Annotated in this window: 17 protein-coding genes and 1 riboswitch; of the genes, 9 read left to right on the top strand and 8 right to left on the bottom strand. The window is 59.9% G+C overall.

Annotation, left to right across the window (positions count from 1 at the left end; translation table 11 throughout):
- Positions 1 to 11: 11 nt before the first annotated feature.
- On the bottom strand, positions 12 to 338 hold the full coding sequence (locus AC1DKV_RS17085) for a DMT family transporter (RefSeq protein WP_441619087.1): 327 nt from the start codon (positions 336 to 338) through the stop codon (positions 12 to 14).
- A 740-nt stretch (positions 339 to 1078) separates the two neighbouring features.
- On the opposite strand from AC1DKV_RS17085, the gene AC1DKV_RS17080 reads away from it, so the two are divergent.
- From AC1DKV_RS17080 to AC1DKV_RS17065, 4 genes are all read left to right on the top strand, one after another.
- Positions 1079 to 2068 (top strand): SLAC1 anion channel family protein, encoded by a 990-nt coding sequence (locus AC1DKV_RS17080; protein ID WP_441619085.1) that lies wholly within the window; start codon positions 1079 to 1081, stop codon positions 2066 to 2068.
- Between the two features lie 266 nt (positions 2069 to 2334).
- On the top strand, positions 2335 to 3294 hold the full coding sequence (locus tag AC1DKV_RS17075; protein ID WP_477137670.1) for a GlxA family transcriptional regulator: 960 nt from the start codon (positions 2335 to 2337) through the stop codon (positions 3292 to 3294).
- A 53-nt stretch (positions 3295 to 3347) separates the two neighbouring features.
- Positions 3348 to 4313 (top strand): hypothetical protein, encoded by a 966-nt coding sequence (locus AC1DKV_RS17070; RefSeq protein WP_477137669.1) that lies wholly within the window; start codon positions 3348 to 3350, stop codon positions 4311 to 4313.
- Between the two features lie 106 nt (positions 4314 to 4419).
- Positions 4420 to 4692: a hypothetical protein gene (locus tag AC1DKV_RS17065; RefSeq protein WP_441619079.1), complete on the top strand. Its 273-nt coding sequence runs from the start codon at positions 4420 to 4422 to the stop codon at positions 4690 to 4692.
- A 607-nt stretch (positions 4693 to 5299) separates the two neighbouring features.
- On the opposite strand, the gene AC1DKV_RS17060 is transcribed toward AC1DKV_RS17065, so the two are convergent.
- The 5 genes from AC1DKV_RS17060 to AC1DKV_RS17040 form a co-directional block, all read right to left on the bottom strand.
- A complete protein-coding gene (locus AC1DKV_RS17060) occupies positions 5300 to 6028 on the bottom strand; it encodes a DsbC family protein (protein WP_477137668.1) in 729 nt (242 codons plus the stop codon).
- A gap of 212 nt (positions 6029 to 6240) precedes the next feature.
- On the bottom strand, positions 6241 to 7512 hold the full coding sequence (locus AC1DKV_RS17055) for a dicarboxylate/amino acid:cation symporter (RefSeq protein WP_477137667.1): 1272 nt from the start codon (positions 7510 to 7512) through the stop codon (positions 6241 to 6243).
- Between the two features lie 1120 nt (positions 7513 to 8632).
- Positions 8633 to 9592 carry a GlxA family transcriptional regulator gene (locus AC1DKV_RS17050; protein ID WP_477137666.1) on the bottom strand — a complete coding sequence of 320 codons (960 nt, stop codon included), beginning with the start codon at positions 9590 to 9592 and terminating at the stop codon, positions 8633 to 8635.
- Positions 9593 to 10921: 1329 nt separating this feature from the next.
- Positions 10922 to 11314, bottom strand: coding sequence for a hypothetical protein (locus AC1DKV_RS17045; protein ID WP_441619069.1), 393 nt, complete (start codon positions 11312 to 11314; stop codon positions 10922 to 10924).
- A 121-nt stretch (positions 11315 to 11435) separates the two neighbouring features.
- Positions 11436 to 11768: a hypothetical protein gene (locus AC1DKV_RS17040; RefSeq protein WP_477137665.1), complete on the bottom strand. Its 333-nt coding sequence runs from the start codon at positions 11766 to 11768 to the stop codon at positions 11436 to 11438.
- A gap of 842 nt (positions 11769 to 12610) precedes the next feature.
- On the opposite strand from AC1DKV_RS17040, the gene AC1DKV_RS17035 reads away from it, so the two are divergent.
- On the top strand, positions 12611 to 12766 hold the full coding sequence (locus AC1DKV_RS17035; RefSeq protein ID WP_441619065.1) for a hypothetical protein: 156 nt from the start codon (positions 12611 to 12613) through the stop codon (positions 12764 to 12766).
- Between the two features lie 198 nt (positions 12767 to 12964).
- Here the strand turns inward: AC1DKV_RS17035 and AC1DKV_RS17030 are convergent, their stop codons facing one another.
- A complete protein-coding gene (locus tag AC1DKV_RS17030; protein ID WP_477137664.1) occupies positions 12965 to 13861 on the bottom strand; it encodes an alpha/beta hydrolase in 897 nt (298 codons plus the stop codon).
- A gap of 657 nt (positions 13862 to 14518) precedes the next feature.
- Between AC1DKV_RS17030 and AC1DKV_RS17025 the strand changes: the two genes are divergently transcribed.
- The gene (locus AC1DKV_RS17025; protein WP_477137663.1) at positions 14519 to 14800 is read left to right on the top strand and encodes a transcriptional regulator; all 282 of its coding nucleotides are present in this window, start codon (positions 14519 to 14521) and stop codon (positions 14798 to 14800) included.
- 177 nt (positions 14801 to 14977) lie between these two features.
- On the opposite strand, the gene AC1DKV_RS17020 is transcribed toward AC1DKV_RS17025, so the two are convergent.
- Entirely contained in the window at positions 14978 to 15619 is a 642-nt protein-coding gene (locus tag AC1DKV_RS17020; protein WP_477137662.1) for a CoA-transferase, read from the bottom strand.
- Between the two features lie 747 nt (positions 15620 to 16366).
- Here AC1DKV_RS17020 and AC1DKV_RS17015 point away from each other — a divergent pair.
- The 3 genes from AC1DKV_RS17015 to AC1DKV_RS17005 all read left to right on the top strand — a co-directional run bounded on the left by AC1DKV_RS17015 (position 16367) and on the right by AC1DKV_RS17005 (position 22196).
- A complete protein-coding gene (locus tag AC1DKV_RS17015; RefSeq protein WP_477137661.1) occupies positions 16367 to 18703 on the top strand; it encodes a hypothetical protein in 2337 nt (778 codons plus the stop codon).
- The gene (locus AC1DKV_RS17010) at positions 18700 to 20421 is read left to right on the top strand and encodes a GTPase domain-containing protein (protein ID WP_477137660.1); all 1722 of its coding nucleotides are present in this window, start codon (positions 18700 to 18702) and stop codon (positions 20419 to 20421) included. Before AC1DKV_RS17015 ends, AC1DKV_RS17010 begins: the two co-directional genes overlap by 4 nt.
- A 283-nt stretch (positions 20422 to 20704) precedes the next feature.
- Positions 20705 to 20831: riboswitch (glycine riboswitch) on the top strand.
- Between the two features lie 48 nt (positions 20832 to 20879).
- On the top strand, positions 20880 to 22196 hold the full coding sequence (locus AC1DKV_RS17005) for a D-amino acid dehydrogenase (RefSeq protein WP_441619054.1): 1317 nt from the start codon (positions 20880 to 20882) through the stop codon (positions 22194 to 22196).
- Positions 22197 to 22220: the final 24 nt, after the last annotated feature.

The raw sequence follows: 22220 nt of genomic DNA, 5'->3' as shown, positions 1-22220 counted from the left end.
CGGGCGCCGTGCTAGGCCGCCTCCCCTCCAACCAGTCTCAAGCCAATCACGCCGCAGAGAATCAGCGCCAGGCAAAGGATTCGAGCGCCGGTTATTGAATCCCCAAGGAAAGCCATGCCCACTGCCGCGGTACCCGCCGCGCCAATACCCGTCCACACGGCGTATGCGGTGCCAACCGGGAGGCTACGCAGAGACAGCGTCAGCAGAACAATACTCGTCAGGCCCGTGGCGATGGCGAACAAACTGGGCCCTGGTCGACTGAACCCCTCCGACCACTTCATCCCAAACGCGAAAGCTATTTCCAGTAGTCCAGCAATAGATAGAATAGTCCAAGCCATATTTAATCCAATGTAAGTGGCGCCGAAATGACAGGCGCTATCCTCCCCCTGGGCAACGGCCCGGAATAATGTGCAGGCGTGCCATGGTGCATTGCGCATGGATTCCAGGATAAGGAGGACGGGGTAGCCTTCCGCTCGCGCGATGAGTACCGAGCATTCTGTACTACTAATTCTCMGTTTGACGGACAGCTTGAGTTCACTTCCGGCCAGACCGCTCTTTCTTTGAGCCTGGTCTACGCGTCAACGCGGATGGAATCACAACCCGCTGCTCGGCGTAGGCAAACCTGCAATTTCGGCCGTACTGAAAKGGCTATCTGCCACTGTCCGTATTTGCGGCGCCGTGCAGCGTACGCTGCACGCTGGAGGAAACGATGTCCCCTGCGCTCGTATGGGGGCGGGCCGGCGAGCCGGTGTAGTCCGTCCAGGGGTGAGGGCCTGGTTCCGAGAGGGCGTGTGATTTGCGAGGCCGCTGGCTGGCGACTTTCGCGTAGCGTGCTGCACCTGGGAAGGCCAATCCGGCCTCAAATACGACAAATTCGGCCATGCTGTTTTGGCTGGCAGAAACCAGATCGAAGGTTGGCCGAAACTGCCACATCTTGCATCTTTCAGTCGCGCACTCCGGCTACCATAATTCAGTCATTCCCAACKGGCCAACAAATCTGCGAGCCGAAGCATACGGCTAGCCGKACCCGTTTTCCTGKGTACGCTGCAAAATCAGACAATTTTTCGTGGAGCTTGAGATGAGTACGACTGTAAGTCATTCCGCTGGAGCAGAGGTCAAAACACACTCGGTCAGGCATTTGCCCGTCAACCTTTTTGGCGCGGTAATGGGTATCTCTGGCCTGTCTCTAGCGTGGCGATTGGCTCATCGGGCCTTTGGCGTCAACCCGGTCATTGCTGAAGTCATTGGAATTGTCGCAATTCTCACGTTCGTGGTTCTGTCTATCGGCTACATAGCCAAATGGATTAAGTATCCGGCGACCGTGCACGGCGAATTCACTCATCCTATCGCCGGCAACTTCTTTGGAACCATTACCATTGGCATACTCCTGCTTTCCTCAGTCTTGGGCTTCTATAGCGAGTCGCTGGGTCAGGTAGTCTGGGGGGTGGGCGCAGTTCTTACCATTGTTCTGAGCTTTATCATCACTGCCCGCCTTTTCAAGGGTAAGCAGGACCCTACGCATGCAGCCCCGGCGTGGCTTATCCCCGGTGTTGCGACGTTGGATATCGCCGTTGCGGGCGGGACGATGCCGATGGCCTGGGCACACGAAGTGAACATGTTTGCGGTCGCGGTCGGAACGATGATGGCGATGGTTTTCTTCACCATGATCTTTTCGCGTGTCGTGCACCACGAGCCGCTCCCCAAGGGGATGGTTCCCTCGCTCATCATCATGATTGCGCCGTTCGAAGTTGGATTTCTTGCATACGTGAACGTCGCTCAGCATGTCGATATGTTCGCGTCGCTGCTCTTCTACTTCGGCTTCTTCCTCTTTATCGTTCTCGGCTTCAAAGTCTTCCGCCGCTCGATTCCTTTTGCTGCGTCCTGGTGGGCGATTAGCTTCCCGATGGCTGCCCTGGCGAATGCCGCACTGAAATATGCACTCTTTGCCAATACCTGGCCGCTGACGCTAATCGCCGGCCTCATCCTCGCCATCCTTACGATTGCGATTGGCATCTTGTTCATTCGCACGCTTCACCTGCTCTTCAGCGGCCGCTTGCTGCTTGGCTGAAGTCGCTAGACCTGCGCCGCACGTTCCCGAGCCGGGCCCCCGATAGACGGCGGCCCGGCAACCCGCGGCAGAGGGCAATTCCCCGGGTGCTCCGCACGGGAAACGCACGGCCTCCGTACAAGGGGAAGGCAGCGTAGTTTCAAGAAAGATGGCAACCAGACTCCCGCGCCAAATACAGCCAATGATGGCGCAAACACGGACCCCCAAAGGCCGGTTGACCTTTTCTGATTAAACAGCACGCAACAGGCCTCGACCAATAAGCGACCATGAAAGTAGCCGTACTTGCATTTCCGGGCGTCCAGATGCTTGATGTGGTTGGCCCAATTGACGTGTTCAACGAAGCCGCMAGGCAGGCTGGAAATCCGGGCGCATACACGTTMGAAATCATCACGCCGGAGCGCGGCGAAGTCCGKGCATCAAATGGCATGACGTTCTTCTCCGACGCTGGCATCGCATCAGCGAGTGGTGACATTGACACGCTTCTTGTTGCAGGCAGCCCGAAGATGCGCGAAATCGAGGAGCAAGCGGCCCTGCTCTCCTGGCTCGTGCAGCAAAGCAAACGGGTGCGCAGGCTTGGCGCCGTGTGTTCGGGGGCGTTCTTGTTGGCCCGTGCCGGTCTTCTGGATGGAAAGAGGGCTACGACGCACTGGAACGCATCGACCCGCCTGGCGAGCACATTTCCCGCCGTAACCGTGGAACCTGACCGTATCTACATCAAGGATGGAGCTACCTACACATCCGCAGGCGTTACCGCGGGCATGGACTTGGCATTGKCCTTGGTCGAAGAGGACTTCGGTCGCGGTGTGGCGTTGAAAGTCGCAAGAGAGTTCGTGATGTTCCTCAAACGGCCAGGTGGGCAATCGCAATTCAGCGCTCACCTGGCGGCCCAGACCGCTGAGAAGAGCGTTATTCGCGACGTGCAGAACTGGGTGCTTGAGAACATTGAGAAGCCCCTTTCCGTAGACCATCTTGCGCTGCACGCAGGAATGAGCACGCGGAACTTTGCCCGCATGTTCAAGCGCGAGTCGAACACGACACCGGCCGAATTTGTMGAAGGGGCTCGTCTGGACGCCGCGAGGCGGATGTTGGAGGAAACTGCCAATCCCTTGAAGCGGGTCGCGGCACTCTGCGGATTCGGCGACCCCAATAGCCTTCGCCGCGCATTTGTTCGTCGCCTCGGCGTCACACCGGCAGACTACAGGCGCCGGTTTCGGACTGCCACCTAGCTCGCCCCAACACCGCGTACTCACTCAAAGCGGCCCCACGAATCGGATTTCAAATGCTCAAACGGAAGGTGTTTGTAGATGGAGTGGAAACTCCCGTTGGCCTTACCCTGTGGGGGCTATTGCGGAACAGGTCCGATTTGGAACTATCATGCTATGAGCCCTTCGTCCACGAGGGGCGTGTGTCGCGGATTGACATCGCCCGAGAGGCCGATTTCGCTATCCTCTGTGGGAATGCCTCCTCCTCCCTCGAGCTTCTGGGACATCTGCACGAGGGGCCCCKAATCATCGATACCAGTGGAGCATATCTCTCAGGTGGTGACGTAGTGTGCGGTCTCCCCGAGTTCTTCCGGGAAAACTCTGCTCTCATTCGCGAAGCACGCGTTGTAGGGATTCCGAACGCTGTGGCAAGTGCCTCCATTTCGCTGTTGCACCCCCTGTTTGAAGCTGGATACCTGGCCCCCCGCCTGCCGATAAGTATCCATGCGGTGCAAGGATATAGTGCACTGGAGGCTAGCGAGACCAGGTCGCGCGCGGAAACCGCGGCCCGCGMGGAGCGCGCCGTCTTCCGGACTTTGCAGACAACCTCCATTGACCGTGAACTGCGGGAAATCAAGCGATGGACCCGTCCCCCGCAAGCGATACAGCTTGCCACAAGCATAGGAAACTTTGCGCGTGGCACCGCCGTACACATCCCACTGTTCCAATCCAACCTCACGCCGCATCACACGCTGGAGGACGCGTACTCCTTGCTGGAGCGCTGGTACCTTGATTCATGTCACGTCAGGGTGACACGAGGCGCCACCCCAGCCGACGGCATCGCCGTAGGCGAAGTCAGTGACACCAACATCCTGGAACTCTACTGCCTGCCGGGAAGCTCCGAGGAAAGCGGGTTGCTTGCTGYGCGATTGGACAATCTTGGGCGCGGCTCGGCCCGAGCTGCGATTCAGGCCCTGAATATCATGCTCGACAGGAGGGCCGACTTTGCGCTTGACGGCTGCTTGCAACCCGAGTGCAGGTAATAGGTTCTCCATGCTTGGAGCGGGCACTCGGTAGCCCGCTTTTGCATCGGCGGAGAATATCCCGAATGGAAGACCAGGCTGTACGTTTGCTTAGGATGGTTACAAGATGGACTGCGAACTTCGTACCGCGGACGATGCGGGCGCCGGCGGTTTGGCATGGCTTGGCATCTACGCCAACAGAATCGTCGATGCCAGTGACTATCGGCTAATTTCCCAGGCCGTTAGCTTGGTGACCGAGACCATGTATCTCGAAGTACTCCCGCTGGCCTCGGATGGTTGTCTATTTCGCTGGCGATTCGAGGCGGAGTATCGCACTGCCTACATGGAAGCTTTCAGAGCGGTCTTCGCATTCGTAGGCATTCCGCTAGCTATTCGTTAGCGCCCTCAGAGAAGGACTGAAGGCGGCCTCGGGAATGAGCCTGATCCAGGGCACACGCCACCTGTCTCATCAGCGCTGCTGGTGACGCTCGATGGTGAAGTCTCGAGGCATCTCCTGCGGCTGCTCCCATCGAGAGAACCTCTCTCTTTCCCTTTCCCTTTCCCTTTCCCAATCCCGATGCCGGTGTTCCTCGCGCGGAGGAGCGATGACACATGCACTCAACAGAACCACCGAGCTGATACCCACTACAACGGCGCGCTTCACAATTTCTACCTTCATACGAGTTCTTGACGCCGTGGAGGTTATCTCGGTCCGCAAGCGCGATGTGTATGAGTATTTTGTGTCGATGTCATAAACGGAGACAAATTGCGCTGCGCTCGCACTTTGGCGGCTGTCCGCGCTGAACGAAACCAACTGGGCACGAGTCTATCCAGTTTCCCGTAGCACTTCCGACTGTCCGGCCTGTGTTGCCCTCTTCCCGGAAAGACGCCATTCCCGGCTGGCTTCGCGATTCCTTCCACGCAACGGACACCCCTCGTCGCTATCGAACACCAATCGCGCGTAGCGTTGATCTGTAGGCGCACTCGGCCTGCGCGAACTGTAAGTGCTATCTCCTTTCGGCGCTCAACCTGCGCTCGAGCGTGACCACGTCGGCAGCACCGGCCAGCCGCGTGCCGTCAGCAAAGAACACGCCGGGCGTGCCCGTCACGTTCAGCTTCCTGCCCAGCCGAAGGTTGTCGGCAATAGGTGTCTTGCAGTTGGCCTTCCCTGCCGGGGCAACTTTCCCAAGCATCCAGTCTCGCCAGGCCTTGGTCCTATCCKCCGCGCACCAGATCTGCCGGGCCTTGAGCTCCGAATCGTCGGATAACACCGGCATAAGGAAGGTGTAGACGGTCACATCGTCAATCTGACGCAAATTCTGCTCAAGCCGGCGGCAGTACGGGCAGTTTGGGTCCGAGAATACGGCCATCTGCCGGCTTCCATTTCCCTTGGTCCACTTCAACGCGTCGGCGAGAGGCAGGTCAGACCATTTGATGCGATTCAAGTCGGCAAGGCGCTCTTCCGTCAGGTTGGCACCGCTCTTTGCATCAACCATCACGCCGTTGATGATGTATCTCGCGGAGCCATCCGTGTACACCAAGCCACCACCAATGCTGACCTCGAACAAGCCGGGAATCGGTGTCTTTGCGACTCCCTTGACTTCGGCACGGCCGTCCAGCATTTTCTTCATTTCCGCGGCAATTCTGTTACTGTCCGGGTCCTCTGGCGCATTGGCTGAGGCAGCGGATGCGGCGCAGGTAACCGCTGCCATGGCGAAGAACAGTCCTGTGCTCATGCACGCCGTCATGAACGCGGACGGTCGCCCTGGTTTCTTTTCGAGCATATCTTTGAAGGTGGCCTTTCAGGCCGCTGTGAGTAATTCGGAATAGGTTGGCCGGCACGCCTGCGAGTCGGACGGGTTGCCCTCGACGACTCTCCAAACGGCCGCAGCTTTCACCAGAAATTCGAAGCGCGAGTCGCGGCGTTCTCTACACCCCGCCTGGGGCCCTACGCCGTCCTGGGGGTATCCAGGCTCGACCGCGCAGCGGAGGAGCTTTGCAGTCCTCCCTCGCTCTTTGCGACCACGGCCGTAGCCAACGCATTCCCAAGGACGTTCGTAACCGTGCGAGCCATGTCGAGGATATGGTCAACGCCAAGCACGAGCAAGATGCCGGCTTCCGGCAGTCCGAACATCGGCAATACGGCCGCGACGACAACGAGGGAGGCCCTGGGAACGCCCGCAATCCCCTTGCTTGTCACGAGCAAGACCAAGAGCATCGTAATCTGCTTCGTCAGGGACAACTCGATGCCATAGACCTGCGCGACAAACAGCGCCGCGAACGAGGTATACATGATGGAGCCATCAAGATTGAACGAGTAACCAAGCGGAAGGACGAAGCTGACAATACGGTCCTTTACGCCGAAGTGCCCGAGATGCTCGACCACCTTCGGGTAAGCCGACTCACTACTTGCCGTAGCAAAGCCCAATAGAAGCGGAGCACGAATCTCGCCAAGCAACCGGAATACATCTCGCCCGAGGAACCAGTAGCCTGCACCGATAAGAATGACCCAGAGTATCGCCAGCGACAGGTACACGCTGCCGAGCAGTTTTCCATAGACGAGGAGCACGCCGACACCCTGGGTAKAKATKACCGCGGAGATGGCGCCAAACACGCCGGCCGGAGCAAAGGCCATCACGTAGTTGGTCAGCTTGAGCATCACGTGCCCGAGTCCGTCGATGGACAGGAGTAGCGGCTTGCCGACGCCATCCTTCATGGTGCCAAGTGCGGCACCGAAGAACACGGAGAAGACCACAATCTKGAGTATCTCATTCGTCGCCATCGATTCAATGACGCTCTTCGGKAACATATGAGCGATGAAGTCTCTCAAGTTCAAAGCATTGGTTTTCAAGTTCGAGGCGGCGTCCGCGGCTGGCAGCGGCAGATCCATGCCAAGCCCCGGCGTCAAGACGTTTGCCATAACGAGGCCGATCACCAGCGACGTGATGGAAGCAACAACGAACCATGCCATCGCCTTGAGACCAATGCGACCCACCGCCTTCCCGTCGCCCATGCCCGCGATACCGCCTACAAGCGTCGCAAACACCAGCGGTGCAATGATCATCTTGATCAGACGGAGAAAGACGTCGCTGAGGATGGAGAGATATCCACTAATCGACTTGGCCGCTTCCGCGCCGGCCAAGAAGTGAACGGCCGTGCCGACGAGCACGCMGAGTACCATCGCCACAAATATGTATAGGGGCAACCTGTTTGATTTCATGATGACGCTATTCTTGAAGAGGACAGCCGATACAAGCGCATCGGCGATGAACTGCGAGCCCCAGGGAAGCGAACGGGGACAATTCCGCCGTTCGGMAAGCACCGAGGAACTGATTGGCCAAACACTGTTGACGAGATAGTCGCGCCGGCAAGGTCGATGTAGGCGGGTTCCCGCGAGGTCTGATTGGGCACCGAAGGAACGCTCGGCGGACGCCGGGAAGGCTTGCCTCTCCTTCCTGACGGGCACTTTCGAAGAGCAGAGCTGATGCCACGATTTGGGCCGCGCGCTTGCGCAGGCGCCCCACGTGAACTAGTTTGACTTCGTGGAAAAGCCAACGCGTGGCGCTATACCATCAGTTCAAGCCGAGGGAGCGCACATCCTGTGCCTTCATGCGCCAACGGGGAACCGGAAGTCTTCCCACCAGCTTGGACGCGAGGCTTGAGCGCGCCAGCGGGGCGCAGCGCTCCGACTGCGCCCCCGTCCGGAGCGACTMAGGACACCAACTGCCGGCGGAACTCCGCAATCGGGGCGTGTGGCTGAATCTCCAGGACCTTCCCATCAATCACCAGGCTCGGGAGTCGTTTCACCCCCGCTGCCTCCGCGGAGGCGGTTAGCTCTCCGTGTTCCTCGAGATTGACAACAGTCAGGGAATGTCGGTCGTTGTCAAAGAGGCCTGTCATCGTTTCCACAACGGAAAGACAAATCTTGCAGCCATCGTGATAAAGAATAGCTTCGCGGTTCATGGCATTCTCCGAGTTCTTCAGTTGCGCCGCGCTCACTGCAGTACCAGCGGGTGCGGGTCGTTTGGCTACTGGATTATCGGTGTCCATACCCCTAGTGAAAACCTTGACGAGGGCGCTGTTCCTGCCAATTCAGTGACGCTTCCAGCCAGCCCCACAACCGTAGCGTCGGAGGCCAGGTGCGGCCCGCTTTGGGTCGGCAGATTCAGGGCCATCACCCACGCGCTGTCCATGACGTAATGCGCTGCCCCGCGCGATGACGCGTTGATTCCTTCACTGCGCTTCAGGCGCTACGAAAGTAGCTATGTGAGGGCGAGCTGGATGAAGGCAATTGCTTTGGCATCGGGCGATGCCAGCACCCAATGCCGCGGCGCTGGCAATCACGCCGCAATGCGGAAGCGGCGCCTGTATTCGGCCGGCGAGACGCCAAGTCGCCTGAGGAAGGCTCGTCTGAGGCCATTCGGGTCACCGAAGCCCGTAAGGGCAGCCACACGTTTTAGCGGATTCCTAGTCTCTTCGAGCATCMTGCGTGCGGCATCCAGTCGCGCTCCCTCAACGAAGTCCGCAGGCGTCACGTTGCACTCCTGCTTGAAGATGCGGGCAAAGTTTCGTGTGCTCATCCCCGCATGGGCGGCCAGATTATCCACCGAGAGTTGCTTGTTCAGATTCTCCACCGCCCAATTCTGAACATCCCGAATCGCGCTCTTTTCTGCAGTCTGCGCAGCCAGATGCGCACTAAACTGGGATTGCCCGCCAGGCCGCTTGAGGAACATCACAAACTCACGGGCAACTTTCAGGGCAATCGCCCGCCCAAAGTCCTCCTCTACCATGGCAAGCGCGAGGTCCAACCCTGCCGTGACGCCGGCGGATGTGTAGATATTTCCATCCTTCACATAGATCTGGTCCGGCTCCACCTTTACCTTGGGGAACATTCGGCCCAGCCTGGYGGTTKAGTTCCAATGCGTTGTAGCACGTCTTCCATCCAGCAACCCTGTGTGCGCCAGKAGAAGCGCTCCCGAACAGACCGAGCCAATCCGACGAACCGTCTTGGCGTAGCGATTAATCCAATCTCGTATCGCGGTGTCTTTCTCAACAAGATTCACCAAAGGACTACMCGCGATCAGAAGCGTGTCTATATCGGGGCTGCTGGTATCAAGCGTAGCATCCGGGGTAATCGTCATTCCGTTCGAGGCAGTCAGAATGCCGGGTGTTGGCGACACAATCTCGAACTGGTACGCACCTGGATTTCCTGCCTGACGCGCAGCCTCATTGAAGACATCGATAGGCCCCACCAAGTCGAGCATCTGGACGCTCGGGAAAGCAAGTACAGCGATTTTCATGGCAACAACAGACGTAGATGACCGGATACTTTATTTTAGTCAATTCCGGCCAACGCGCGCGCGCCCTGGCTTGAAGTGCCACTCGATTGGCTGCATYTGAATGCATGTGCAGAAACAGCCATCTCGCATCTACACGACCTGCTGCCGCTAGCTCCTGCCGGAGATGCCGGGCAGGCCTGACTCTGTGCCACCCTCAGCCTGCCATGGGCTGTTAACTCAGAGACACTTGCCGGCTCCCGATGCCGCAGCGGGGTGCAGCTTCAGTGCCGGTGCGAAGCACTGCGACGGCCGACGCACGTGCTATCCGTGGCACGGCTTTGGGCGCGGATACCTTCATTGCGCCGCAGGACATCCGAACCGGCGACCGGAACTTATCGGTAGCGAATGATAGTGATTTCCACGATGCGCCGATTCTCCGCAAGCATCTGGCCACCGGCCTTATGAAGCGATTCGAGCCTTGTTCGCGCCTCTCCAAGCAGGGCAGCGTCACCCCCTGCCTCGCGCACTCGCCCCGCTATGCGAGACAGAAGAATACGGTTCCCAATCCACCCCTCTGGGCTTTCCACGCTTGTGTAGCCGATTCTCTCGTATGCTCTGGGAGGCTCCCCATGTGTCCATACATCCACACCGTCGACAACCTCTCTGGCACCACCGGTTCCATACCGGACCTCCGGCGTACMTTMGTATCGTTGAATCGGAGCTACGCAAGCAGCCAAACCGACGCAGGCCGCGGAAACGAAAATCGAACACCTGAATAGCGACTTACCAATCAGCCTCATGATATTAATAATAAGAGTCCATAATTAAATTAGCGCGACCATCGCAAATAGGCCGTCACGCACAATGCGGGCGATTTTGTCACCTCGATTTTTCTCCGGTGCGCCCGGACATCATCTGTCGAGTTCGTGTACCTCGAAATCGCACGTCGGCCTTAAGCTGGGAAAGACCACGTTCAAGAGTATGCCTTCGAGGCACTCGCGGTTGCGTTCAATCGCAGACGCATCAATGCGTGCCGATACGCGTAGCTGAGCCTTCTCCCCACAACTGCCGGCGCTCGCTATGTCGACAGAAAGTGAACTCCGCAGCAAGCAGGACGATACGCTGGCGGAGAGACCACAGGCGAGCATTTCGTCGTAGATGAGCGAGAAAGGGTTTTGGAGGTCAGACCACGCCTCGGCCAGGCTMGCGGTCAACTCGCGGAGCATGCGAGGGTCTTTCAAGGTCAGAACGTAGTTTATTGATGCTTGGTCTTGCAATGCGCGACTCCCTAGGCTCTTTAAAGGATGCAACCGCCACCAATTTCCTCAGGAAATCGGAGGACCGGAGCGCTTACCTGTGCTTTACGATAAGGATGTCGACTACCAGATTAATGGCTGGATAAGTAACACCGTCCACCACCTCTGTATACGCCTCCTCTTCCCTCTCTCCAACGCGAATTGCCGCGTCCCCTCCAGCACGCGTGACGGCGCGGTCAATTTCGAGTTGAAGAAAGCGATGTGCGAACGGCCCGTTGGGAACGACAATTGAGCGCCGCTCCAGGACGATATGAGATTTGTCATCACTGCGGCCTTCCTTTCGCCTTTCGATGGGCCGCTGTACAACGCTGGCCAAGTCGGCATCGACTTCCCGCAGTCCAGTTCCGAGTGTCAGGGCCTCCGCCAGCGGAAGCCTCAATGCCATCAGCATCAATGCGACCAAAACAACAATGCCTCTCTTCCGCATGAACAATCCTGATATTGGCGTCGGCCACATAAGCAACCGACGACTTTCCGGTGAGTTTCTCCCGAGATGGGCCACTCGATTTGTAGGATGAGCTTTGCCGCCATCGGATTGCCAACAATCGCTACCGGGAAATTGGCGGCGGTCTCCTTCCATTCGCGGCCTGCAGCAAGGGGCCAGCCTTATCCAGGTAGGCAATTCCCATGACGTCGAGTGCCGCGCGGGCAAGCGCAAGGTGGGCAGGCATGTCGGGAAGCTTCACTTCCCATCGAAGCGATGCGCCGTCCAGCGCCATTCTTCTCGAGGTCTGTAGTATCGCGGAGGCTGAAAGGAGATTCTCCATGCTGACCTTTGCGCGCACKAACCGTAGGAAGACATCTTGCGGCGTATCATCATTGCAGCGGACTTCCAGAATGCCGGTTCCTGCCGTGCCATGCATACTTATCAGTTCAATCATCTTTCTACTCCCAACTCGGGGACCGCTGGCGGCGCACACTCAACCGCGAGCTGAGGCAATGCTCCCGTCGTTAGCCTTTTGTCCCCACTGGTCCCTTAACCATGACTCGCCGGCGCCCTCGCCGGTTGTCCGGGGCTTGCTCTGACTAGCGCTATCCATGGCAGCCTGCGCACCGAGGCATCGGCAGGCACGCGTACGCTACTCATTGCCCAGCACTAGTTCCAGTTGCAGAGTCTAGACAGTAATCGCCATGCGCGAGCGGCCCTGGCCGTAGCGCTGTCAATATTGGCCGTTAGCGTCGTCTCTCATTTTGAGTTCCATGCAGGTGTACGCAGGAAATCCCCCTGATAAACCATGAGACGTTGAACCGGCACGCTGCGCCATGGGGAGATGAGTGTGGGCTGTCCAAACCAGCAGGAAGGTCCATTCCTGATTCGATAACTGCCAGGAGGCTGGTGGTGTCCAAATGGTCGGACTACCGTGCGTCCACACAACTCAGGTGTCATGAGGACGCCATGCAGGCTCTCCATCTCCTGGCGCTGCTGCTCGCAATCGCAGCAGCCAGTTACACATTCGMGCACCAAGGTACCGTATCAGGCCCAATTAAAAGCTCGACAACCCTCKCGCCCCATCTCGGCCATGTGCATTGGTGGGCCCTCTCCTGTAAGTGGCTTCGGTAGCGAGCAGTTTGGCTGAAACTGCTGCATCTCATAACTAACGGCACGGGCCTTCATCTCCGATAATGAATTCACCGCCGCAGCACTGTACGTGCGGCGCCAATGCCAAGTAATCAAGTCGGCCGAAAACAGAAGAACAGGCCGTATCGGACAGACGAGGACATCATGAACACTTCAGCCATCCACGCTGCGTCCATGCAGCAGCAGCACAACTCGGTGAGGCATCTCCTGGTGAATCTGATTCCCTTCGCCGTCTCCTGGTGGGCCATCAGCTTCGCAATGGCTGTCGTGCTGAACGCAGCGCTGAAGTACGCTGTTTAGCAGACTCCTGGGTTTTGACTCTCATCGCCGGCATTGTCCTCACCCTGCCCAGCGGGGCCTCCTCACCGGATCCTGGCAGCCTGACCACATCGCGATAGACATGCAAGAAGGCCCCATCCGGGGCCTTCTTGCATTCGCCTTGTCCGCCGCTGCTCTTTTCACCTCGCCGCACTTCACGGTGCGGCGCACCGCTGCCACTCAGGCGTCGAATCGTCCACGGATAAACGCGGCACCCTCGAGAACCGCAGATCTTGCCTMCGGTAAGCGCGTGTGCCACATATGCCATTCATGGAACATCCCAGGCCAGACCTTGAGGGTGACATCGACGCCGGCGGCGCCGGCTCGCGCCGCAAGCCTCGTCGCATCATCCAGCAGGCTTTCGTCTCCTCCGACGTGAATCAGCATTGGTGGCAGGCCCGCCAGGTCGCCGAAGAGGGGCGATGCCAAAGGGTTCCGCGGGTCATTGTCCTCTTGCAGGTAACTACGCGCGAACGCCTGGAGCCCTTCCATTGAAATGATGGGGTCGACGTCCGCCTTTGCGCGGATCGAGTCACCGCTCATGGTGAGGTCAGTCCAGGGGGAGATGAGAAAGACCCCCTTCGGTAGCGGTATCTCCCGCTGATTGCACAGCAGCATTAGAGCCACGGCGAGACCGCCGCCAGCCGAGTCTCCTGCCACGACAATGGAAGGGTCCTCACCAAGCCGGTCATACAGCCACTGGTAGGCGTTGAGCGCATCGCGCAGTGCGAGAGGGAAAGGGTTCTCAGGTGCCCTCCGATAGTCAACCGCAAAGACATCCCGATGCGTCTCGATGCACAAGGCCGCCGTCAGCGTTCGGTATTGCGCTGGGGTATGCATGACATAGCCGCCGCCGTGGAGATACAGGACAGCCTGGTTGCGTTGCGCTCCGTAGGACGCCGTCCACGTCCCCGGCAGTTCGTTGCCGTCAAGGAAGCGAACGCCTTGCGGGACGTCGATTTCGTTGTAGATCCTGTCCGCGTGCGTTCGGAGTTGCTCCAGCGTTGGCTGAGCCGGGACTTGTGAATTACGGTCCCGAAGGAACTGAACGATATCTTTCAACTGCTGCGATGCCATGGCTGCTCCATGCAGCGCGCTACCTGGGAGAACTGCCAGTCGGCCCTGCCGGATAGCACTTGGTGGACCTTGCCAAGAGGAGAGCGCGCGATCGGTCTTGGAACAGGATAGGCTCACAGCGCACCAAGTATCTGCCATACAAGTGAACGCTTCGGCCATGGTGGCTCGCTGATCGCCTCGAGGGCACACGGCCCGTGGTCCAGATGGAAAACGACACGGCGGCGGCCGGCCCGGTCGAGAGTCAAGCGAGTGTTCCGAACCCACGGCTACAAGGCCTCCTGGCGCGATTGCGTTGCTACCTCATACCGTTGACTGCTTTTGCTGCGGAATTGGCGCATGCCCGTGTTGTCCTCACGGTACGCTCGTCTTCCCGCTCTCGGCAGCAACGCACGCTGCAACGCAACGCGGCTACCTCCGGCCCGCCACTTGCTGACTCCCCATCACAGGCGTCGACTTCGGCATTTGGCCGAAACTACAATGTGGTTGTCTTCATCCGCTCGAACTACGGGCTGTCTCCATCGGCTTGGGATTGCTAGAGTTAAAGCACTCAGGTCCGCCGCGCTTCGATCCTTATGCATGAAGCTTGCGGGGCGTGGGATAACCGGGGGCCGCGCTTGCCGGCTGGCCTGCAGTCACAAATGTATGAAGGATTCAACCATGGAACTGATCGACCCGTCCGAGCATTCGCGCTTCCTCTCCTTCCTKGAGCGGCACAGCCTGCCTCAGCATGACTTCGTGCTTGTCGAAGTCGACACCACCGACCCGAAKAGCGACGAAATATTTGGCCTGCAKGGATGGATTACGATTCGCCGTCTCTCGGCCGGCACTTCGCGCGAGTATCTTATTGGTGACGAATCCGACTGGCTCGAACATTTCAGCAAGGATGTGCATGCGGGTACCTTTGGCGCATTCACTCCAGGCCACCCGGTCACCTCATGAGCAGCGGGAGCGCCGCGCCGATGAAGGGCGCATTCGCCCCTGGACTTACTTAGCGCAAGACCCGGGTTTCGCCACGCATMGCTCTTGCGGCGGTTCGTGGCGAGACTCGCATCTGGCGTTCCGGACAATGGTTTCGGCACGCCGAAGCGCCTCCGGTTCGCCACCTCCACACTCGGTTTAATCAAGCAGTCGCGAGCCAATCTTCGCTTGTATTTCTCCGCGAGTGAMGCCACTCGCCGCCTCGACCAACCGCAGTCCGCCAGACGTTACATCAAGCACGGCCCACTCGGTAATAATTCGATTCGCAGCCCGCTCGACCATTCCATGCCCGCCCAGGGCGTCGACGATATGTGACGGCCCACCGCAGCCATGCACGAGTCCCGACTCTCGGACGAGCAGAATGATGCGTCCCGCGCCATATGTCGCGTTGCCCAGTGCGCCGCCGGTCTTACGCCGGGCGATGGTATTTTCTGGCTCAATGAACTCGCCCGCGCTACTGGCACAGAGAGCCTCCAGGATTGCGACATCCGCCGTAGGACTCAGCATTGCCGCGAAGGATTGCGTCGAATGGAAGGGAGTGAGTTGCCGTCCAACGCGCTTTCCACCTCGCCCGGCGTCGAGGATATCGGCATCCATGTAGTCGTCCGTCGGGTATAGGCCCATGCCTGGCAGCCTATCGTCGGAATGAACCCAAACCTCCTTCGCGACATCGATATGATTTGCCACCAAGGCAGGCAAGCCCGGGCCCAACTCCACGAACTCGCCATCGCGCAACTCTCTTGCCGCGCGCTCTGCCATCTCGTCTACCGTCCAACTCATTGCACTCTTCCTCAGTMACAAAGGCCGTGTTGCCCTTTCCAGACGGGTTTCGGCCCGTGGCCTCCTGGGACCTCGCTGACACATCTGTAGAGTCCACACGCCACCCGATTCCCGTCGGCATCACTGTAGCAGCGCAATGCCTCGTTAGCCCCCGCAGATTTGATGAATCACAGGCCAACATCCGGCGTCGTTCGGCCAGCCATCGTCGCATTGCCTTCTCGCTCCGCCAGCATTGGGCGGCCGAAGGCCAAACGTTCCGCGTGGTCGCTCCGCGAGTCGGCGGGCGATGTAGCGGCTTTTCAGCCATGCCTTGGCTGAATCTGAAACCAGAAAGACCGATAAGTAGCCAGCGCTGTCATTAGACTAGCGCTCCTCGCAATGCAATTGGGGGCCCCCGCCTCCCGTTGCCGGCAGCATGAGAGCCCTGTATTGGACGCCAGGGCGGCGAGTAGCTTGGACATCTGCTGCTTTCGCGGCGCGCATTCTCATGGGAGGCGCGCCGCTTTTCTTGCCTGGGAAAAAGAACGCGTTCGACTTTGGATTCCTCGGCAGCATCAGGCAGTCATTTTTTTCGAAGGCCGCCTTTGACGCCCGCTCGTCCTGATCCGTGCCCCCACTCGACTATGCTTTCGGCAGCGAGATACCGAGGGCCGTATGGAGTGACCTTTCACGCGCCAGCCCCACCCCGAGTTGGAAACCACGACTCCAGAGGCATGCGCGGACTATCTCTCGTGGCCAGGCTCGTTTATGACTATTCAACTCGGTATTGGCGGCGTGCCCGAACCCGATGCCGCATCTCGCCATTTGCTGACAAGCGGTTCAATTTGTGCCAAACGAGAACTCGATGCGGCACTATCAACCGCACGTGCCGTTGGTGCCGCGGCAGCAAAGTTCCAGGAGGCGCAGCGTGACTCGATTCGCGCCGTGCTGAGCCGGCTCGGCGACGTCTCCCGCAACCTTGCACATACGCTTGGCGACTTATCCTTGGCGGGGTCAATGCCGTCAAGTGAACTTCTTGAACGGTCCCGCATATGGGCCAGAACACTGCATTCACAGGTTGATGGCATTTCCCATGCGCTCGAGCGCGGGTATGAAAGTATTGCCGACGCCGGCTATCCCCCATCTGTCCTGTTCGTCGGGCCGGAGGGCTCCGGGAAGACAACCACCAGGGAAGCCCTCTTCGGCTCGCCCGCATTCTTTGCTCGAGAGGCACAAGCACTTGAGCTGGCGCCGGCACGGCGCGAGAACCCAACCGACCGTGCCATCGCAAACACCCCGGCGTGTCTCCTTGTCCAGGAAGCAAGCGTAGCGAAGAGCCCTCCCAATGATGCCGKCGTCATGGCGCAGCGGTGGGACAGATCAATGTGGCCCGACACGCTCGTCCTGGTACTAACGGATGACGATATGGCACCGGGGGCGTTCGACAGCCTTGCGCAAGCTGGTCCGCTGCGGGGCCGCCTGGCGGTACTGTTGAATGTGAAGCGGCACGATGAAGATCTTGACCTGTTGATTGGCGGGGATGGACATGCGTCGGGCAACCGGAACGTCGCTCAACTGGGCGCTCGCATCGCAGAGCGAATCTATCAACGCTTCTGCATCGATGCCATCGAGGTAACTCCGATACACGCACGGGCCGCGTGGCTGGCACGGCATGGCGCAGTGCTACCGCCTGGCGTATCCGCCGCGTCACTCGAACGGTCAAGTAATGTGATGGCCGCAGAGTCCGCCGTTCTGCGCCTGCTGACCTCAGGCGTCGCATCGGCTCGCCTCCAGGCCCCGGCCAGCCTTCTCCACATGTATGTTCAGTTGACCCGAGGGTGTATCGACGAGGCCTCTGATTCCGTCCGGCAACTTCGCGATGCCGCGATGACGGCCGTAAACTCCCTTGAACTGCAGAGGTCAACGGCGGCCCGGCTGCTTGCCCGGAGTCTTGACTTGCTTCAATCCCGCTTTGAAGCTGCGGCGGATTCAATAGCCAGTCTCATAGACGACGCGCTGTCGGAGCCCTCTCCAGCAGACGCTATTAGCCGTGGTTGGCGAGGCATGCTCGATGAGCACGGGCTTACCKACGCCGCCGGATKGCTTCCCCTGGCGCTACAGGCAAATGAGGCGACAACGAACGATATGGCCAGCTTTCCTCCTGCTTCAGACATCGGGGCACGGCAGTTCGATAACGATTCAATTGACGTATCTCAACTCGAGCTTGCCAGGCATCGTGTCAAGTCGCACCGTCACGCACGTCTTCTGTTCCGAAGCATCTCATCCACAGCAGCGGCCATCGTCGCGGGATGGCTAATCTCCGCGGTCGTGGATGACACGCTCTGGACGATTGCCGCCACGACGATTCTCTCCATGGCGGTAGGACTCGGCGTCGACAAAGGGGTATGCCGGGTCACCAGCCGGTGGATCGGCGAAGCGAATCTGGTGCTGGAGCAGCGGCGCGCCTCCCTTGAGAAAGATCTGCGGGATGTCCTGGGGCAACACCACCGGCGGATGCATCAATGGCTACACGCTTTATCGGGGAGTAGATACGATGGAGGCGCGCAAGGACAACTGGCCGCTTCTATCTCAGAGCACCTCGCATGCGTCCGCAGTTCCCTCGACGCGGAGACGAAGCGACTCGAGCGCATCGCATCGAAAATTGATGGCTGCCTGTTGAGTCACGCTTTCGAGCTCGTTGCCCAGGACTTGCACCGCGAACACATTGATATTGTCACCGTTGCGCGGCGACCCGGCGTTTTGGCGATTGCAAGTGTGGCATTTTCCCGCAGCMTCGACCACGCATTCAAGCTTCCCGGTGAGTCTGACGGCAGCAAGCTGAAGCAGCTATCCGAGTGGCTGGGCGGTGAAAGGCTTCTGCTGGTTGACCGGCTCGCCCCGCTCGAACGACAAGTGCGCCAGGCACTCGGGATAGACAACTGCGGCTCGGCGATTGCGTCAGTGGCGATAGCCCCGGGCCGGGAGGCGGCGACCGTCTTGCTTAGCGAAATGCAGTGGGAACAAGCAATCGGGGCTGGGTCGACTTCCATTCAGCTGGCGGAGCAATTGCTTGGCATCTCAATTCACACTGGAGTGCTGTTGTGACGCCTGGATTTCAAGACACTCGCGACGCCGTCCGCCACCTCATCCGCGACGCGGCCTCAATCATTTCGCATTGGCCAACTTCATCTTCGGAATCGTTGCGCGCGACCCTGCAATACTGGCAGGAAACGTTAAAGGCTGAGGCCCCATGGAGAATCGCGCTACTCGGCGAGGCGGGAGTTGGCAAAACCAGCCTCATCCGGGCGGTGTCAGGGAACGACGAAGCGCACCTCGGAACGGATGAGCCAACTGCGGCGGTAGGCGAGCATGACTGGCACGGGATGGTATTTGTGGATACGCCAGGCCTTTATCTTTCCCCCAGTGAACTCGTGGGCGGGGCAGCACTCAGTGCGGCCATGGAGGCCGACATGATATTGCTCGTCGTTACACCCGAACTTCCCTATCGGGCCCAGGCAGGCATATTGAGAAGGCTGCTAGACCAAGACAACCTCTGTCTCGGCAGACCATGCTGCCTGGTGGTCAACAAAATAGACCGGGACCGCAATGGAGGCGCCGGCATGCAACAGCGGATTGAGGCGGTATTGGGTAGACGCATCGGCATTCCCGTGCTCCACTGCTCGGTGGCAAAGTACTTCCATGCCAGGCAGGCCTCGGCCGGCTTCCGCGAGCGACTGCTGCGGCAAAGCAGATTGTCGGCGCTGGTGACCAGCCTTTCCGCCTGGGGAAACCAGACCGGTCAGGCGAGCCGGGCGATTGCAGCCATCAGCGCTGTGGAAGGCGTTATGCGGGATGTCATGCAATCCGGCGACGAGCCCTGCCTGCAAGCACGCATAGCCTGCGTCCAGAAGGAAATCGCCGAGCTTGAACAGGCAAGGGAACACCTGCATTCGCTCGCGCGCCTATGGCATCGGCAAGTCTATTCAACAGTACTGGGGCGTGCCGCGAAAGCAATGGAACGTCTGGACGGCACCGCCGAGGCTCCGGAGGTGCAGGCGTTCTTCACCTCCACGCTTGACCAGATGAAGGAGGACTTGAGCAAGCTTTGGTGCGAAATGGAGCGACAGCTGCACGAAATCCTTGGCGGCGCGGGGAAGCAACTCGAGAATCGCACAACGCAGGCGCTCCACATGCCGTGGTCCGGCGGCAGCTTCGCGCCAGGCACACCCGGCTCACTGGATGCCATCCGCATCCCAGCTAGCCCGGCATTGCGTCTGACGCGGCTTGTCAATAGCGCAACCGGGCCAATAGCAGGCGGACTGGAAGCCGCTTCGATAAGCACAAAGGCACTCGGCAATCTCCTCTACGAAATTGCCGGGTCCACCGGGATAAGGCTGGTCAGGACGGAGGCTCTCCGTCGAGCTGGCCTCATCACAAGAGCATCGGGAAGACTAGCGGCATTCAGCCMGTTGCTAGCAACCATCCTCGACCTCTATCTGCATTTTCGGGAAGAGAAAATCGAGGATGCCAAACGGCGCTACGTTACGGACCTGCGCCGCTCGCTTCGCGCTGCATTCAGACAGCACGCCGAAGCATCGGCGCTAGGCACCAGCAATGCCATCGAGAGGTTCGGAAACACGGCTCTGGACAACATCGCGGCAAATCTGACTGGTCAACTGAAGGATATGCTGGAACGCCAGGCCATMAGTATCGGGCTTGGCAAGCAGTCGGAAGAGGTAGCCGACCGCTGCAAAGCACTGAAGCAGCAATTGCATGATGCACTCAACGGTGCCACGCCGCGGATACCAGGCACTGCACCTTGAACCCTATTGCCATATTGGTCCGCCACCTGTAAAAGCCTGCGCTACTCGTGCCCTGCTCCCGAGCTCGCCGGCTCCAAAAATTGGCCGGCCAGACTGCTACAGAACCTTGCTACAGCGCGCGGCCCGGCGGCGGGGCGCCGCCGGGCCGCCATACTGCCCTTGCAGTCTCTCTGCAACGCGTGCTATGTTGCGGCTTCCAGGAGAACGAGACACCTCCGCCGTATCAGGTGGGTGTCTCTACCGAAGGCGTACCCCTGAAACGCTCAGGTGCAAAAGACTGGAAACCGAACAAACTGGAGAGCGCCGGACCGCACACCGACCAGGTAAGCGGCACGCGGCCGCCGAAGGGGCAAGCCGGTACCCGTGGTGGGTGCGGCGAATCTCTCAGGCAAAAGGACAGTGGGGGCAGGCAGGCCAGATGGCTTGCCTGCCCCTTTTTGCTATCCGGAGCCTGAGAAATGAAAGTCATCGTGATGGGAGCCGGCGTGATCGGCGTTGCGTCTGCGTGGTACCTGGCCCGTGCCGGGCACGAGGTCGTGGTGCTGGAGCGCAATGCGGGCGCGGCCCGGGAAACCAGTTTTGGCAACGGCGGGCAGATCTCGGTCAGCCATGCCGAGCCTTGGGCCAACCCGGCCGCGCCGCTGAAGATGCTGCGCTGGCTCGGGCGCGAGGATGCTCCGCTGCTGTTCCGCCTGCGCGCAGATCCGGCGCAGTGGTCGTGGGGACTCAAGTTCCTGCGCGAGTGCACGGCCAGTCGCTCCACCCACAACATGATCCAGCTGCTCAACCTGGGCACCTATAGCCGCGCCAGCCTGCAGGCGCTGCGCGCCGAGACCGGCATCGAGTACGACCACCTCACGCGCGGCATCCTGCATTTCTATACCAGCCAGAAGGAATTCGACGCGGCCGTCGAGCCGGCGCGCATCATGCGCGAGCTGGGCTGCGAGCGCCGCGTGATCGGGCCGGACGAAGTGGTGCGGCTGGAGCCGGCGCTGGCGAATATCGCGCCGCGTCTGGCGGGCGCCACCTATACCAGCGAGGATGAATCGGGCGATGTGCACCGCTTCACCACCGCGCTGGCCGCGCGCTGCGAAGCGCTGGGCGTGCGCTTTCGCTATGGCGTGCGGGTGCAGCGCCTGCATGCCGAGGGCGGCAGCATGCACGGGGTGGAGATTGCCGACGAGACTGGCGGCTACCAGATCGAGAGCGCGGACGCCTACGTGCTGGCGCTGGGCAGCTTCAGCCCGATGCTGGCGCGCCCGCTCGGGGTCAAGCTCGACATCTATCCGGCCAAGGGCTATTCGGTGACGCTGCCGGTGCTCGACAGCGAGCGCGCGCCCAGCGTGAGCCTGACCGACGACGAGTACAAGCTGGTGTTCTCGCGCTTTGGCGACCGCCTGCGCGTGGCCGGCACAGCCGAACTMAACGGCTATGCGATGGATCTGAACCCGGTGCGCTGCGAGGCCATCGTGCGGCGCACGCTGGAAGTGTTCCCGGGCATGAGCCGACCGGAGCTGGCGAAATTCTGGACCGGGCTGCGCCCTGCCACGCCGGGCAACGTACCTTATATCGGCGCCAGCGCCATCGGCGGGCTCTACCTGAACACCGGCCACGGCACGCTTGGCTGGACGCACGGCTGCGGCTCGGGCCGTGCGATCGCGGACATCGTCAGCGGCCGCGTGCCGGAGGTGGATTTCGCCTTTACGGGMGCGCTGCCCGCCGGTGGCACGACGCGGCCGGCGACGCTGGCGTCCGCGCAGCGGGCCGTCCACTAGCCCCCGGCCCCGGTGGCGCCGGCC

This window comes from Cupriavidus sp. 05T41, assembly GCF_056396525.1.
This window is presented reverse-complemented; position numbering and strand designations above follow the sequence as displayed.